General features: G+C 70.6%; 15 protein-coding genes and 1 pseudogene. 11 read left to right on the top strand and 5 right to left on the bottom strand.

Features of this window, described 5'->3' with window-relative positions; genetic code table 11:
- Positions 1–206: 206 nt before the first annotated feature.
- Both ABZ172_RS04630 and ABZ172_RS04625 read left to right on the top strand, forming a co-directional pair.
- Positions 207–1631 (top strand): glycosyltransferase, encoded by a 1425-nt coding sequence (locus ABZ172_RS04630; protein WP_356880148.1) that lies wholly within the window; start codon positions 207–209, stop codon positions 1629–1631.
- 181 nt (positions 1632–1812) lie between these two features.
- Positions 1813–3144, top strand: coding sequence for a DUF6056 family protein (locus tag ABZ172_RS04625; protein WP_356880146.1), 1332 nt, complete (start codon positions 1813–1815; stop codon positions 3142–3144).
- A 93-nt stretch (positions 3145–3237) separates the two neighbouring features.
- Here ABZ172_RS04625 and ABZ172_RS04620 read toward each other — a convergent pair whose 3' ends face one another.
- On the bottom strand, positions 3238–4155 hold the full coding sequence (locus ABZ172_RS04620) for a serine hydrolase (protein ID WP_356880144.1): 918 nt from the start codon (positions 4153–4155) through the stop codon (positions 3238–3240).
- Positions 4156–4651: 496 nt separating this feature from the next.
- Positions 4652–5524: a type II CAAX endopeptidase family protein gene (locus tag ABZ172_RS04615; protein ID WP_356880142.1), complete on the bottom strand. Its 873-nt coding sequence runs from the start codon at positions 5522–5524 to the stop codon at positions 4652–4654.
- Positions 5525–5838: 314 nt separating this feature from the next.
- Here ABZ172_RS04615 and ABZ172_RS04610 point away from each other — a divergent pair.
- A pseudogene (locus ABZ172_RS04610) lies at positions 5839–6790 on the top strand (IS630 family transposase); the annotation flags it as partial.
- 222 nt (positions 6791–7012) lie between these two features.
- Here the strand turns inward: ABZ172_RS04610 and ABZ172_RS04605 are convergent.
- Together ABZ172_RS04605 and ABZ172_RS04600 are read right to left on the bottom strand one after the other, a co-directional pair.
- The gene (locus ABZ172_RS04605; RefSeq protein ID WP_356880237.1) at positions 7013–7474 is read right to left on the bottom strand and encodes a hypothetical protein; all 462 of its coding nucleotides are present in this window, start codon (positions 7472–7474) and stop codon (positions 7013–7015) included.
- A 13-nt stretch (positions 7475–7487) separates the two neighbouring features.
- Entirely contained in the window at positions 7488–7907 is a 420-nt protein-coding gene (locus ABZ172_RS04600) for a helix-turn-helix domain-containing protein (RefSeq protein ID WP_356880140.1), read from the bottom strand.
- A gap of 102 nt (positions 7908–8009) precedes the next feature.
- Between ABZ172_RS04600 and ABZ172_RS04595 the strand changes: the two genes are divergently transcribed.
- The 8 genes from ABZ172_RS04595 to ABZ172_RS04560 all read left to right on the top strand — a co-directional run bounded on the left by ABZ172_RS04595 (position 8010) and on the right by ABZ172_RS04560 (position 14485).
- Complete coding sequence (locus ABZ172_RS04595) at positions 8010–8861, top strand: alpha/beta hydrolase (protein WP_356880138.1); 852 nt, start codon at positions 8010–8012, stop codon at positions 8859–8861.
- Positions 8862–9036: 175 nt separating this feature from the next.
- Positions 9037–9525 carry a tyrosine-type recombinase/integrase gene (locus tag ABZ172_RS04590; RefSeq protein ID WP_356880136.1) on the top strand — a complete coding sequence of 163 codons (489 nt, stop codon included), beginning with the start codon at positions 9037–9039 and terminating at the stop codon, positions 9523–9525.
- A gap of 21 nt (positions 9526–9546) precedes the next feature.
- Complete coding sequence (locus ABZ172_RS04585; protein WP_356880134.1) at positions 9547–10431, top strand: HipA family kinase; 885 nt, start codon at positions 9547–9549, stop codon at positions 10429–10431.
- A complete protein-coding gene (locus tag ABZ172_RS04580) occupies positions 10428–10811 on the top strand; it encodes a DUF3037 domain-containing protein (RefSeq protein WP_356880132.1) in 384 nt (127 codons plus the stop codon). The genes ABZ172_RS04585 and ABZ172_RS04580 overlap by 4 nt, the downstream gene beginning before the upstream one ends.
- 202 nt (positions 10812–11013) lie before the next feature.
- Positions 11014–11775 carry a 3-oxoacyl-ACP reductase FabG gene (gene fabG / locus ABZ172_RS04575; protein ID WP_356880130.1) on the top strand — a complete coding sequence of 254 codons (762 nt, stop codon included), beginning with the start codon at positions 11014–11016 and terminating at the stop codon, positions 11773–11775.
- A gap of 22 nt (positions 11776–11797) precedes the next feature.
- A complete protein-coding gene (locus tag ABZ172_RS04570; RefSeq protein ID WP_356880128.1) occupies positions 11798–12553 on the top strand; it encodes an SDR family oxidoreductase in 756 nt (251 codons plus the stop codon).
- A 429-nt stretch (positions 12554–12982) separates the two neighbouring features.
- Entirely contained in the window at positions 12983–13705 is a 723-nt protein-coding gene (locus ABZ172_RS04565) for a uracil-DNA glycosylase (protein ID WP_356880126.1), read from the top strand.
- Positions 13706–13993: 288 nt separating this feature from the next.
- A complete protein-coding gene (locus ABZ172_RS04560; RefSeq protein ID WP_356880124.1) occupies positions 13994–14485 on the top strand; it encodes a hypothetical protein in 492 nt (163 codons plus the stop codon).
- A gap of 69 nt (positions 14486–14554) precedes the next feature.
- Here the strand turns inward: ABZ172_RS04560 and ABZ172_RS04555 are convergent, their stop codons facing one another.
- Positions 14555–15067 carry a DinB family protein gene (locus ABZ172_RS04555; RefSeq protein ID WP_356880122.1) on the bottom strand — a complete coding sequence of 171 codons (513 nt, stop codon included), beginning with the start codon at positions 15065–15067 and terminating at the stop codon, positions 14555–14557.
- Positions 15068–15184 lie beyond the last annotated feature (117 nt).

The raw sequence follows: 15184 nt of genomic DNA, 5'->3' as shown, positions 1-15184 counted from the left end.
ACGCGGCAGCCCGGCCCGGTGTCACCGGACCGCCCGACGACCAATCGGGTCGCCCGCGGACGACTCGGAGTGTGCAGACCTCCTCCGGCCGGTGGATGCGGGTGGAATGCCCTGGAACGCGCTCCGCGTCGCACGGGGGCGCGCCCCCATGTCCGCGCGGTGGTCGGCAGCGCGCTCGGGCGCGTCCGGTCAGGAGGCTTGGTCCGGTGGCTCCTCAGCTCTCGTTGGTCGTTCCGTGCTTCAACGAAGCGGCCGTCATCGAGAAGTTCTCCTCATCGGTCGACGACGTCCTCGGCCCGTCCGGCCTCGACTACGAGATCTGCTACGTGGACGACGGCAGTACCGACCGGACCCTGGACATCATCGGCCGGCTCTGCGTCTCCGACCGGCGGGTCAGGTACACCGCGCTCAGCCGGAACTTCGGCAAGGAGGCCGCCATGCTCGCCGGCCTGCGGATGTCCCGGGGCGAGGCGGTGGTCCTCATGGACGCGGACCTGCAGCACCCGCCGGAACTCATCCCGCGGATGCTCGAACTCCACCGCCGGGGGTACGACCAGGTGATCCCCCGGAGGGACCGTGAGGGGGAGGGCGCGGCACGCACCGCGTTGAGCCGCGGCTACTACGCCGTGGTCCGCCATCTCATGGACGTGGAGGTCCTGGACGGCGCCGGGGACTTCAGACTGCTGTCCCGCCAGGCGGTGGACACGGTGCTGTCGCTGCCGGAGACCAACCGGTTCTCCAAGGGCATCTTCTCCTGGATCGGTTTCAGCACGGCCACCTTCACCTACCGCAACGCGCCCCGGATCGCCGGAAGTTCGAAGTGGGGAAGCCGCCGGCTGCTCAACTACGGCATCGACGGGCTGCTGTCCTTCAACGACCGGCCCCTGCGACTCGCCGTCTACGCGGGATTCTGGTGCCTGCTGGCCGCGGTCGTCTACGCGGCATGGGTGGGCTTCGACGTGGCCCTGCACGGGGCGGTCGTCCCCGGCTACGCGACGCTCCTCATGGTCGTCGTGGGCATCGGCGGGATCCAGCTGATCACCCTGGGGATCATCGGCGAGTACGTCGGCCGCATCTACCACGAGGTCAAACGCCGCCCGCCCTTCGTGGTGCGCGAGACCGACGAACGCCCCGCCCCGGTGCCCCAGCCGGTGCACCGCGGACCGGCCGGCCGGTCCGCGGAACCTCCCAGGACACCGCGGCAGTTCATGACGTTCGTGGCGATCGGCTTCGTCAACACCGCCGTCTACCTGGGCCTGTACGCCGCCCTCAACCCGTGGATCCCGTACCTCGTGGCGCACGTGCTCGGATACGCGGTCAGCGTCGTCGGGTCCTTCCTGCTGAACTCCTACCTCACCTGCCGGACCCGTCCGACCTGGCGGGGGTTCATCCGCTATCCGGTGTCCAGCGGATTCAACCTCGTCGCCTCCGGCGCGCTCCTCTACACGGCCGTCAGCCGGCTCGGAATGGACAAGAATGTCGCCGCACTCGTCGCCGGAGTCCTCGTCACCCCTGTCTCCTTCCTCCTCGCCCGCTGGGCCATCAACTCCGGGCGGCGGCGGACGGACACCGCGGGCATGGCCCCGGACCCTGCTGCCGAGGCGCAACCGGACAACCCCACCCTCGGTTAGTACCGCCCGCTCGGACGGCGGGAGACGCACCGCGCGGGTCGCCGACCGGGCCGGTACGGAGGTCCGCGCCCCCCGGAGCGCGGCGGGTCCGGCCGGTCCCCGCCTCGTCACCGCCGGCACGGCACTGCTGCCGCTCCTTCCGCTGTCCCTCTTCGCGGGCGCCTCGTGGTTCGCCCGCCGGGTGCGCCCGAGCGGTGACGAGTGGTGCTTCCTGCCCCTCGTGCGCGACGAGGGATTCCTGGCCCTGGTGGACCAGTTCTGGTCCACGGACAACGGCCGCGTCGCCAACGGCGTGCTCGTCGGCTCCTACGCCGCGTACGGCGTCGCGGGCCAGCAGTGGTACGCGGGCGTCAGCGCGGTCGTCATGCTGGCGCTGCTGTGGGCCTGGGCGGGAGCGCTGCTGCGGCACGCCCGGTGGAAGCTGCCCCGGGGCGTTCCGCTCTTCTCCGCCGGCATGCTCCTGGCCGTCTTCTGCTTCGCGTCCACGAACACCTACAAGACCTTCTTCTGGCCCGCCTCCTCGGTCTCCCACACCTTCCCGCCCGTCCTCGCGGCAGCCGCCACCGTCCCCGCGCTGCTGGCCACCTCACGCCGGGGCAGGGCCGCCGCGGTCGCCTCGGCGTTCGTCCTCGGAGCCGTCCTGGGCACCCTGTCGGAGGAGACCTCCGTCGTCGCCCTGGCCCTCCTCGCCCCGGCCCTGCTGCTGGGCCGCCGGCTCTTCACGGCAGGACGGCTCCCCTTCGTACGGACCTGGTGCGCCGCCGCCGCGGTGGGCATCCTGGCCGGCACGGCGCTGCTGCTCACCTCGCCCGGCTCGCGCAACCGGCGCTCACGGCACCACGCCGACGCCATGTTCGCGCCCGAATCGCTGGCAGCCTCACTGCGGGGCTACGCGCACGTCGTCCACACCCTGACGACGCACTGGGAGTACTTCGGTGTGATCGCTGTGGGGGTGCTGCTCGGCGTCCTCGTCCGCCGTACGGACGGCGGTGTTCCGCGCCCCGACCGCAGGGCCCCGCTGATCCTCGCCCTGGGGGCGGCCGTCCTGCTGCTCTCCGGATACGTGTGCACGGTGATCGCCTACCCGGCTTTCGGCGCCTCGGTCGCGACCGCCAACCGGCTGTGGAACGACTTCCTCTTCCTGGCCCTCCTCCTGCTCACCGGCGCCGGCGGTCTCCTGGGCAACCTGGCTGCCCGGCGGTACCGCCAGGGCGTGCGGCCGGTGGCCGTGGGCGCGGTGCTCGCCTGCGCGGGCCTCGCCGCCGTGCTCGCCGTCCCCCTGCGCGCCCTGGAAGGGGACATGCGGGTGCGCGCCGAGGCGTGGGACCGACAGGACCGCCTGCTCAGGGAGCGCGCCGCGGCGGGGGAGACCGTCCTGCCCTACACACCGCTCGTCGTCAGCAAGATGTCGGAGCCGTTCGGGAACAAGGGCAAGCGGCCCTGGCCCGCCTCGTGCGTCGCCGCCTACTACCGGGTGGAGAAGGTGACGGACGGCAGGAAACCCCGACCGTGACGCGGCCACCGGGACCCCCGCTCAGCCCGCCCTCGTCCCTCGGCGGTGCCGTGGCCGGTGACCGGGGCGCCCGGGGGTGAGCGCGTCCGCCGGTCAGGCGTGCGCGGTCGCGCTCACCGCCTGCCGGGCGGTCCGCTCCACCAGGGAGACGCCGTCGCTCATCGTCGTGCTGCCCTCCGACAGCACGGTGACCAGATAGCGGTGTCCGTCCACCGTGATCCGCCCGACGCTGTTGACGTCCCACAGGCCGGACGCGGTGCGCTGCAGCCAGCCGTTCTTCAGCTCGTACGCGGCGCCCGAGGCCGAGGACACACCCCAGGTCTGGTCGCTCGCGACACGGCTCATCAGGGTCCGGATGTAGGTGCGCGAGGCGTCGTTCAGCGGTGAACGGGCCTTCGCCGCGGCGGTGTCGTCGAACACGGAGAGCAGAAGCCTGATCTGGTCGCTCGCCGTGGTCCGCGTCAGGCCCCACCGCGTGCCCTCACCACCCTGGGTCGAGGTCAGCCCCAGGCGCTTGTTGGCCGCCTCCAGACCCGGTGCCCGGCCTATCGTGCGCCACAGGGCGTTGGCCGCCGCGTTGTCGCTCTTCCTGATCATCGGTTCGGCCAGGGCGCGCTCCTGGGCGGAGAGGGGCCGGCCCGCGTCCTGGGCCCGCAGCAGCAGAGCCGCGAGCACGTCGACCTTGACGATGCTGGCGGTGTCGTACCGGGTGTCCGCGCCGTACAGCACCGGCTTCCGGCTCCCGCCGTCCAGGCCGACCACCGCCGCGCTCACCCGCGCCGTCTCCCGGGGCTGCACGGACGCGTGCGCACCGGCCCCGGCAGGGTGCTGCGCCGGCGGTGCGGGTGCGGCGACCGTGCCTGTGGTGTGCAGCACGCCGAGGGAGAGGAGGGGCGCCACCGAGACGAGGAGCGTACGGGCGCGGCTGACGCGGAGCCCGGCCGGGACCTTCGGGCGCGGCATGGATCGCGGGTGGAACATGATCGGGTAGGCCTCGCCCGTCGTCGACAAAGGGGATCTTCCCCGTGAAGGTAGACAGAACGCGCGCCGGATGAAATGGCCCGCGTCACGGTGAGACCGTTTTGTGCAGGATTGTAAGAAGGCTCACACTCCCGAGGAGCGCGGGGTGCCGACAGCGATCCACCGGACGCGCAGCGAGCCGGAGATCCAGCGCGAGCAGTTGCCGGTCAGCGTGCACATGAGCCGACGAGCTCGCGGAGCGCGCCGCCGTGCACAGCCTCAGCATGGATGAGCTGGACGTGTGGCACACGATCGAGGGTCTGGACCACCTTCTCGACGGTGACGGCTGAAGAGGCCAAGGCTCTTGATGTGTCGGCGGCCGGTTTCGCCGACCGACCGCCCTGACATGGGGCGCCCCCGGTGAGGAAGACCCCGGCAGTGGGCGGCCGCACCGAAGGCGGGTTTCCGCGTGCTGCGGAGCGTCATCGCCTCGATCGATGTCCGGCGTCGGCACGGCCGGTGCGGCCGAAGCAGCGCTTACGGTCCGTCAGGTCGCTCCCAGGTTGTTCCCGGTATCGGACTGTTCCTCCCGAAGGTCGGGCCACCGGTCGCTCCTGAGACTGCGGCGGTAACTCCACAGTGCGGCGAGCACGACGACAGCGAGCACGAGGAGCGACACGATCGTGGTCTCCGTCGTGGACTCGGCCGGTGACCCCTCCGAACCGGCGTTCAGGAAGTTCGGCAGCCAGTTCCACACCGAATGGAACGCACAGGTACGCCACAGCGCCCCGTCGGCCAGGGCCCACAGGGCGAGCGCGATACCGAGAAGCAGAGTCATCGCGATATACGTCATCGGGGCGTTGCGGTTGATCATGTGTGCGCAGGCGAACAACGCGGAGCTGCCGAGCACCCCGACGGCCGCGCCCCGGCGCGCGGTGAGCTTGGGCAGCAGGAAGCCCCGGAACACGATCTCCTCGGTGGACGCCTGCACCAGGTAGGCCGTCAGGAGCAGGAGTCCGCCGCCCAGTGCCACAGAGCTGCTGCCGCCCTCGCCCTCACCGCTGCCCGTCCGTACCGCGTTACCGGCGGCGGAGAGCAGCAGGAGGAACCCGACTGCGGTGATCGCACCCAGCACCGCCTTCCGCAGTCGTCCGTCGGGCCGGAAGCCGAGAGTGGAGAACGGTCTGCGTTCGAGCACTGTCACCCACAGCGCGAGCAGAGCCAGGGTGGGTGTGAAGCCTGCCAGGCAGGCAACGATCTGGCCGGCGGGGGAGTCGCCGTCGAAGCCCGTGCCCCGGAGCGTCAGCCACCCGACGAACTGACCGACCGCGAGGCAGACAGCGGCGACGAGAACCGAAGACAGCGGGCCGACGCGTCGCTGCGCCAGATCCTGCCCGTGAACGAGATGGTTCGCCTGCATGAGCACCTCTTGAGTCGTTGCCCGGTGCAGCAATGCTGAGCCCGTGGAGGAGGTGACGCACGGCCCACTACGCCGACCGTGTATCAGCGAACCGTTCCGGGGCGGGCCGAGACTCGGTCATGGGGCGGGACCGAGGGTGCAGGTCCCGCCTCGGTCCGCTCGTACTGCCCGTCGTGCGGGGTGATCGGCCGCCGAGGTGCGTGCGGAGTGCGGCACCGGATGGGCCGTCCAGGACGCTCGGCTCAGCGACGTCGTCCTCAACCCGCCGTACGCACCTCGGCTGGACCTCGGCTGGCGGGAACCGAGTCCCGGTCATCGCTCAGTTGGTAGCGGCTGATGAGGGCACGGTGCGCGATGTGATCCATCGGTTCAACGAGATCGGTCTGGCCTGCTCGGACCCTCGGTGGGCGGGAGGTCGTCCCCGCCAGCTCAGCCCTGACGACGAGGATTTCGTCGTCGCGACGGCCACCACCCGACCGGCCAAGCGTGGCCAGCCCTTCACTCGCTGGTCCATCCGCAAGCTCGTCGCTCACCTGCACCGCGTGCACGGGCGGGTGATTCGCATCGGCCGCGAGGCGTTACGGTGCCTGCTCGCCCGACGCGGCGTCACCTTCCAGCGCACCAAGACCCGGAAAGTCTCCCCGTACCCGAGCGCGACGCCACACTCGACCGCATCGAGCACGTCCTGGAGCAGTTCACGGACCGGGTTTTCGCCGTCGACGAGTTCGGGCCGCTCGGGATCCGGCCCACCGGCGGTTCGGGTTGGGCCACCTCCGGTCACCCCGAACGGCACCCGGCGACCTACCACCGCACCCACGACGTCCGGTACCTCCACGGCTGCTGCTCGATCGGCGACGACACCCTGCGGGGCGCCAACCGCAGCAGGAAGGGCGCCTCGAACACTCTGGCCGCGCTCAGGTCGATCCGTGCAGCCCGCCCGGACGGCGCCCCGATCTACGTGATCATGGACAACCTGTCCGCTCACAAGGGCGCCAAAATCCGGGCCTGGGCCAAGAGGCACCGAGTCGAGCTGTGCTTCACCCCCACCTACGCGTTCTGGGCCGATCCCATGGCGGCCCACTTCGGGCCGCTCCGGCAGTTCACCATCGCCAACTCGAACCACCCAACCACCCGGTGCAGACCCGGGCCCTGCACGCCTACCTGCGCTGGCGCAACGCCAACGCCCGCCACCGCGACGTCCTGGCCGCCGAGCGCCGAGAACGCGCCCGCATCCGCAGCGAGAAGCGCATTCGCTGCGGCGGACGCAGGCGAGCAACGGCACCGCCAGATGCCCTCAGGTGTCTGCCGGTTGCCGTCGAGAGCCTAACCCAGCCCCCCCAACGCCTGTATGGCCCTGGACAGCTGCCGGCCAGGCCAAATGAGATGACTTCCAATGCGCACTCTTCGACAAGGGCTCCGGTAGATCCAGTACCGGCCCGCTCTCGTGGACGGATGCCTTGCCGGCACCGGACTCAGGGCGGAGAGCCTCTAGGTTGGTCGGCCTCCGGCACGTTCCCACTGGGCGTCGTCCCATTCTACGTATTCGATCTGGACGTCACCTGGCAGCTTCGCGGTCAGGTTCCTGCCGGTGGGAACGGCCTGCGGCCCGCGCACGATCTGCGCTCCGGTCCTGTTGAGCAGTGCCTGGCACCCGTCGAGGTCATCGATGATGAGCGTGGCCACTGTCGCCTTGTAGGACTCCAGTACTCGCTCGTCGCCCGCCACCACCAAAACGCGGCCGACGGTTGCCAACTCCAGGCCGTTCGGCATGGTGAATCGGGTGCTGATCGGCTCACCCGTAACCGTGGTGAGCGGTGCCAGCACCGCATCCAGATCCCCGGCGTAGGCCCGGGCGTAGGTACGGAAGATGCGCATGATCACCAACAAGGTGTCAGGAGATGCAGATATTCCCCTCGCCATCAAGACGAGGACGTGAGTCTTCGACAACATCACGAATCAACCGTCAGTGATGAGCGGGTGGCTCGTCGGCGAGCTGGTTGCTGCGGTTGATCTCCGGCATGTGCGTCTCGGCCCAGACCCGCAGAGCGGAGAGAGGCCCTTCGAGGGACAGACCGAGCTCGGTCAGCCGGTAGTGGACGGAGGGCGGCACGGTGGGTTCCACGCGGCGTGCGACCAAACCATCGTGGACCAGGCTGTGCAGGGTGACGGACAGCATCTTCTGTGAAATGCCCGGGATTCGGCGCCGCAGGTCAGCGAAACGAATCTCTCCCGGAGCCTCCTCCTCGGCCAGTACCTTGACCGCCATCGACGTCCACTTGGTGCCTATACGGTCGAGTAACTGGCGGGTCGGGCAAAGCGGATTCAGCAGGTCCCCGCGCTCACCGGGTCGTAGGTCACGTTCGCCGGGCCGTGACGTGGTCACCTGGGGCTCACCACCTGAATGGAAAGTGCCGTCTTGGGCAGACCAGGATAGTTCCCTAGCGTGACGTGGTCACCATCACTCACCAGCACCTGGAGTCCTTCCATGCCCGAGCTGCGACGCGTCCTCGCTAACGGTGTCGAACTGAACGTCGCCCTCTCCGGTTCAGGCCCGGCTGTTCTCCTGCTGCACGGCTTCCCACATACCTGGGAGCTGTGGACCGATGTCATGGCCGACCTGTCCGGCCGCTACCGTGTCATCGCACCGGACCTGCGCGGGTTCGGCGCGAGCAGTCGGCCTGCCTCCGGATACGACGCGGGCACCCTGGCCGAGGACGCTGCGGCGCTACTCACCGCGCTCGGCGTGTCCTGCGCCGCTGTGGTGGGCATCGACGCAGGCACAGCGCCGGCCTTCCTCCTCGCTCTGCGCCGCCCCGGCCTCGTCCGGCGCCTGGTCGTCATGGAGTCCCTGCTGGGCAAGCTGCCCGGCGCCGAGGACTTCCTCGCCGACGGGCCGCCGTGGTGGTTCGGCTTCCACTCTGCCGCGCCCGGCCTCGCCGAGACCGTGCTGGAAGGCCACGAGGCTGCATACGTCGACTGGTTTTTGAACGCCGGTACGCTCGGCGACGGCGTGCGCCCCGCCCTCCGGGACGCGTTCGTCCGCGCATACACCGGCCGTCAGGCGCTGAGCTCTGCGTTCTCGTACTACCGGGCCTTGCCCGAGAGCGCGGCGCAGATCGAGCAGGCGGTCGCTACTGCCCGCCTGAAGGTGCCCACAATGGCGCTGGGCGCCCGGCCCGTCGGTCCCGCGCTGGAAAGCCAACTCCGATCGGTCACCGACAATCTCACCGGACACGTCATCGAAGACTGCGGCCACATCATCCCGCTGCACCGGCCGCATGCCCTGCTCGCGCTGCTGCATCCATTCCTGGCTGGTGAGGACGGGGAGGTAGCGTGAGCAGGGCGGGTCTGACATTCGACACACGCCCCAGGGTCTGTCTTCAAAGGGTCGGGCCTTGACCCCGGATGTTGAACACACGAGACACTGGATCCTGAGGATCTGAGAACGGACATCTCGTGGTGATGAAGGACTATCCGCCGCAGTTCAAGGCGGATGCGGTCGCGCTGTACGAATGGAAGCGGAGCTGCCGTGGGTGAAGCCGGAGGGAGGGAGGAAGAAGTTCTCCCTGCTACTCACCACGCGCCTCGGCAACGCTGTCGCGGTGAACACATGGAACACCTATACCTGGAAGCCCGCTCTGGCCAAGGCGGGCATCGTCCCGCCGCGCGCCGAGGGGGCGAAAGCCTGGCAGCGGGCGGCGGCTCCGAAAGACGGCTTCCATGTGCTTCGGCACACCTACGCCTCGATCATGTTGGAAGCCGGAGAGTCCGTCGTGACCCTGGCTCGGTGGCTCGGGCACTCCTCGCCTGCGATCACTCTTGGTTACTATGCTCACTTCATGCCGGAGGCCGGCAGCAAGGGACGCGGCACCCTCGACGGTCTGCTTGGGGAGCGCGGGAGATCAGCTTGCTGGTCGAAACTCCCCAGATTCTCCCCAGCGCTATTGACCCGGGTTACCGGTCTACGCTCCAGAGAAGCTGTCCGTGGATTGCAAGGTTGAAGAGATGGGTGACCTGAGAAAGTGTTGCAAGAGGTCGTAGCGACCCGCTATGTCACACCCCTGCGGGAGGGTGGCTCGCTCCCCGGGATCGTCGAGGCCGACGACCTGGGGACGTACGTCATGAAGTTCACCGGGGCGGGGCAGGGGCGCAAGACCCTGGTCGCGGAGGTCATCTGCGGCGAGCTCGGCCGGAGGCTCGGACTGCGGGTGCCGGAGCTGGTGACCATGCAGCTCGACCCCGTCATCGGTCTGGCTGAGCCGGACCAGGAGGTGCAGGAGCTGCTCAAGGCGAGCGGGGGGCTCAACCTCGGCATGGACTACCTGCCGGGCTCGCTCGGCTTCGATCCGCTGGCCTACCAGGTGGATCCGGCCGAGGCCGGCCGGGTCGTCTGGTTCGACGCGCTGATCAACAACGTGGACCGCTCGTGGCGGAACCCCAACATGCTGGTCTGGCACGGGGACCTCTGGCTGATCGACCACGGGGCCACCATGATCTGGCACCACAACTGGCCGGGCGCGCAGGCCTCCGCGGCGAAGCCCTACAACGCCTCCGACCACGTCCTCGCGCCGTTCGGTCCCGACATCGCGGCTGCCGCCGCCGAGCTCGCCCCGCTCGTCACCGAGGAGCTGCTCACCGAGGTCGCCGCCGAGGTGCCGGACGCGTGGCTGGCCGGCGAGCCGGGGTTCGAGACGACGGACCTGCTGCGACGGGCCTATGTGGAGCCGTTGCTGGCGCGCGCCGGGAGCATCCACGAGCGGATCTCGGTGGGGGAGCCCACGAAGCCGCAGCCCTCCCGGGCCCCCGGCTGGCTCGCGGACCGTCTGGCCCCGCGGTCCGGTTCCACCGACGGCGACCGTGCCGCCCGGGCGGACTCCGGCAAGCGGAGCGAGGGCGGCGAGCGATGAGCGAGCGCGACGTCTTCGAATACGCGGTCCTGCGCGTCGTGCCCCGGGTCGAACGCGGGGAGTGCTTCAACGCGGGTGTGCTGGTCTACTGCCGGGCGAAGTCCTTCGTCGCGGCGCGCACGCACCTCGACGAGCGCAAGCTCATGGCCCTGGACCCGCAGGCCGACGTGACGGGTGTACGGGCCGCGCTGCGTGCGGTCGAGGGGGTCTGCGGCGGCGGTGAGGCGGCGGGCCAGGCGGCCGGTGACGATCCCGGCCGCCGCTTCCGCTGGCTGATCGCCCCGCGCTCCACGGTCGTCCAGCCGGGGACCGTGCACAGCGGACTCACCCTGGACCCCGAGGCCGAGATCGAGCGGTTGCTCGACCTGCTGGTGCGCTGATCCCGGCACCGGCGGCGCCGTCCGCGCCATCCGCGGTCACGGCGCCGTCCGGTGTGACATGCGCCCGCGCCCCCGTGGGCCGTTGACACCGGGTGCCAGGGCTTCTAGCGTCTCGTCTGCTGAAGGTACTAAGCGGTTGCTCAGTCATCGGGAACTTCCTGACGTCCGCTGAGCCGCGATCCAAGGGCGAGGAGAACCAAGCATGTCCACCACCGAGCAGCGCGTCGCCATCGTGACGGGAGCGGCACGGGGCATCGGCGCCGCCACCGCCGTACGCCTGGCGGCCGAGGGCCGCGCCGTCGCCGTACTCGACCTCGACGAGGCGGCGTGCAAGGACACGGTCGAGAAGATCACCGCCGCCGGGGGCAGGGCTCTGGCCGTCGGCTGTGACGTGTCGGACGGCGCTCAGGTGGAGGCCGCCGTGGCACGGGTGGCCGCCGAGCTCGGCGCACCGACGATCCTGGTCAACAACGCGGGCGTGCTCCGTGACAACCTGCTGTTCAAGATGAGCGAGTCCGACTGGGACCTCGTGATGAACGTCCACCTCAAGGGTGCGTTCCTGATGGCCAAGGCCGTCCAGTCGCACATGGTGGAGGCCAAGTTCGGCCGGATCGTCTCGCTCTCCTCCTCCTCGGCGCTCGGCAACCGGGGCCAGGCCAACTACTCCGCCGTCAAGGCCGGTCTCCAGGGCTTCACCAAGACGCTCGCCAAGGAGCTCGGCAAGTTCGGTGTGACCGCCAACGCCGTCGCCCCCGGATTCATCGTCACCGAGATGACCGCCCAGACCGCGGCCCGGGTCGGCATGGGCTTCGAGGACTTCCAGGCCGCCGCCGCCACGCAGATCCCCGTGCAGCGCGTCGGGCACCCCGAGGACATCGCCAACGCCATCGCGTTCTTCACGGGGGACGCGGCGGGCTTCGTGTCCGGGCAGGTCATGTACGTCGCCGGCGGACCGCTCAACTGACCCCGGAAGGACAACGGACACCATGACTGCGCAGGACAGTGGCAAGGTCGCGCTCATCACGGGTGCGAGCCGGGGCATCGGCTACGGGATCGCCGAGGCGTTCGTGGCCCGGGGCGACCGGGTCGTCATCACGGGCCGCGGGGAGGACGCCCTGAAGGAGGCCGTCGAGAGGCTCGGCGCCGACCGTGCGGTCGGCATCGCGGGCAAGGCGCACGACGAGGCGCACCAGGCCGCCGCCGTCGAGCGCGCCATGGAGGCGTTCGGACGGGTCGACCACCTGGTCAACAACGCGGGGACCAACCCCGTCTTCGGACCGATGGCCGAGCTCGACCTCAACGTGGCCCGCAAGGTCTACGAGACCAACGTGATCTCGGCGCTCGGTTTCGCCCAGCAGACCTGGAAGGCGTGGCAGCGGGAGAACGGCGGGACGATCGTCAACATCGCCTCGGTCGCGGGTGTCTCCGCGTCCCCGTTCATCGGCGCGTACGGCATGAGCAAGGCCGCCATGGTCAACCTGAGCCTCCAGCTGGCGCACGAGTTCGCGCCGGTCGTACGGGTCAACACGATCGCTCCGGCCGTGGTGAAGACCAAGTTCGCCGAGGCGCTGTACGAGGGCCGAGAGGCCGAGGCGGCGGCCGCGTATCCGCTGCGCCGGCTTGGTGTCCCGCAGGACATCGGCGGTGCGGCGGCGTTCCTCACCTCGGAGCAGTCGGACTGGATCACGGGGCAGACGCTCGTGATCGACGGCGGCATCTTCCTGAACGCGGGCGTGGGCTGACCGGGCCCGCTCCGGCCCTACCTCGATCACCTCACGTGCCCCGCCGGTCCCGTATGTCGGACCGGCGGGGCACGGTGCTGCGCGCACCGCGGTCCCACGGCCGGTCGCGGAGCGTGCGCGGCCTCCACCGCGCCCGGACCGCGGAGCCCTGCGGACCGTGTCGTTCCGTCCCCGTCGGCAGACTGCCCCGTCCCTGTCGGCAGACTGCCCCGTCCCCGTCGGCAGACTGCCCCCGTCCCCGCCGGCACAGGCTGCGGCCCGATCTCCGGCCGTCGTCCGGAGGCGGAGCGGCGGAGCACGGCCGGGACGGGGGCCGCAGAGCAGGGCCGGACGGGCAGGAGCGGGGCCCGACGGGCTCGGAGGCCGGTTGTCAGTGGTGCCCGGTAGGTTCTGTGAGCAAGAACCGATTGCTTACCGGAGGTTGTGGACGTGACCGACACCGACCTGCTGCCCGAGTCCTGGCGCGGCGTCCTCGGCGACGAGCTGCAGAAGCCCTACTTCAAGGAGCTCACTGACTTCGTCGAGGAGGAGCGGGCCAGGGGGCCGGTGTATCCGCCGCGCGAGCAGGTCTTCGCCGCGCTGGAGGCCACACCCTACGACCGGGTGAAGGTGCTCGTCCTCGGCCAGGATCCGTATCACGGCGAGGGCCAGGGGCACGGCCTGTGCTTCTCGGTCCTGCCCGGCGTCAAGACGCCGCCCTCGCTGCGCAACATCTACAAGGAGATGAACGACGAGCTCGGCCTGCCCGTCCCGGACAACGGATATCTGATGCCGTGGGCCGAGCAGGGCGTCCTGCTGCTCAACGCGGTGCTGACGGTCCGCGGCGGCGAGGCGAACTCCCACAAGGCCAAGGGCTGGGAGAAGGTCACGGACGCGGTGATCCGTGCCGTCGCCGAGCGCCCCGACCCGGCGGTCTTCGTCCTCTGGGGCAACTACGCCCAGAAGAAGATCCCGCTGATCGACCAGGACCGTCATGTGGTGGTCAAGGGTGCGCACCCCTCGCCGCTGTCCGCCAAGAAGTGGTTCGGCTCCCGGCCCTTCACGCAGATCGACGCGGCCGTCGCCGCGCAGGGCCACGAGCCGATCGACTGGCGCATCCCGGACCTGGGTCTCCCGTCGCAGGCCCGCCCGAAGGCCGGCGCCCGCGCCTGAGCGGGCTCCCGGCGGGCCGTCCGAAGGCCCGAGCCGCCGCGCCCGAGCCCGTCGTCGATGGCTGCGGGGCACTACCCGGCGGTGGGGGCGGGCGCGGCGTCCGCCCGGAGGAGGGGTCCGGGCGGCGTCCGGTGTGTGTGCTCGCCGGGCGGAGGGGGCGCCGCGCGACCACAGGCACCGCGCGGCACCGCATCCGATGCCGCGCGCTGATCCACCAGGGACGACGCGACAGCCGTTAGCGTCTGAGCGACCGGAACAGGCCGGCGGTGATCAGGGGAGACCTCTGCGGTGGAGCGGCGGGAAGAGCCGGGGGACGTCGTCATGACGAGGATCGGCCAGGCGGTCATGCTGCTCCACGCCGGGGACCGGGAGGAGGCCCGCAACCGCTTCGGCATTCTCTGGTCCGAGATCGGCGAGCGCGGGGACGCCCTGCACCGCTGCACCCTCGCCCACTACATGGCGGGCACCCAGGACGATCCCGGGGACGGGCTGGCCTGGGACCTCAGGGCACTGACGGCGGCGGAGGGCCTGACCGGCGCGGGCACGGTCCCGGGCGCGGAGCACCGGGACTCGACCGCCGTGCGGGCCCTGGTCCCGTCCCTCCACCTCAATCTGGCGGGCAGCTATCTGAAGCTGCAGCACTTCGACGCGGCCCGGATCCACCTCGACCGTGCCTGGGACGCCGTCGACGCGCTGGAGGAGGACGGATACGGCGGAGGGGTCCGGGCCGCCATCGGGCGCATGGAGCTGCGCCTGCGGGGGAGCGAGACCGACGGATGACGCGGACGCGCTTCCCCGGGGGCCGGCCGGGCCGGTGACCCGGGCCCGGGGCCGCCGCGGTCCGGTCCGTCAGGCGCCGGTCGCGCCGTCGATCCGCTCCCGGACGAGGTCGGCGTGGCCGTTGTGGCGGGCGTACTCCTCGATCATGTGCGTGTAGATCCAGCGCAGGCTGAACGGCCTGCCCGCCTTGCCGACGCCGACGGACAGGGCGTCGAGTCCGTGCTGCGCGGCGTTCGCCCGGGCGGCCTCGATCTCCGCCTCCCAGGTGGCCCTGGCCTCCTCCCAGGTGTCCTCCTCGGTGAGGTGGAACTCCCCGTCCGGGTCCTCGTCCGTCCCGTAGAGCGGCGCCAGTTCCTCACCGGCCAGCACCTCGCGGAACCAGCCGCGTTCGTTCTCCGCCATATGGCGCACCAGACCGAGCAGGGTGAATTCCGACGGAGGCACGGACGCCTCCCGCAACTGGGCGTCGGTGAGGCCGGCGCACTTCATGGCGAGGGTGGCGCGGTGGTAGTCCAGCCACCCCTCCAGCATCGTGCGCTCGGCGGCGTCGAGGGCGGGGACGGGACGTTCGTCTGTCGTCATGGGGGCATCGTCGCGCACCCGTGATCACCGGCACCAGTGGTTTCGCCCGGTGCCCTCGTCCGCCGCCGGCGCCGGGTGTCCCCGCAGCGGCCCGGTACGTCCGGCGCCCGGCCGGGC

This window comes from Streptomyces sp. NPDC006296, from assembly GCF_040613235.1.
In the GTDB taxonomy this organism is placed as follows: Bacteria; Actinomycetota; Actinomycetes; order Streptomycetales; family Streptomycetaceae; genus Streptomyces.
The sequence above is the reverse complement of the archived record's forward strand: the minus strand, read 5'-3'. Positions and strand labels throughout refer to the sequence as shown.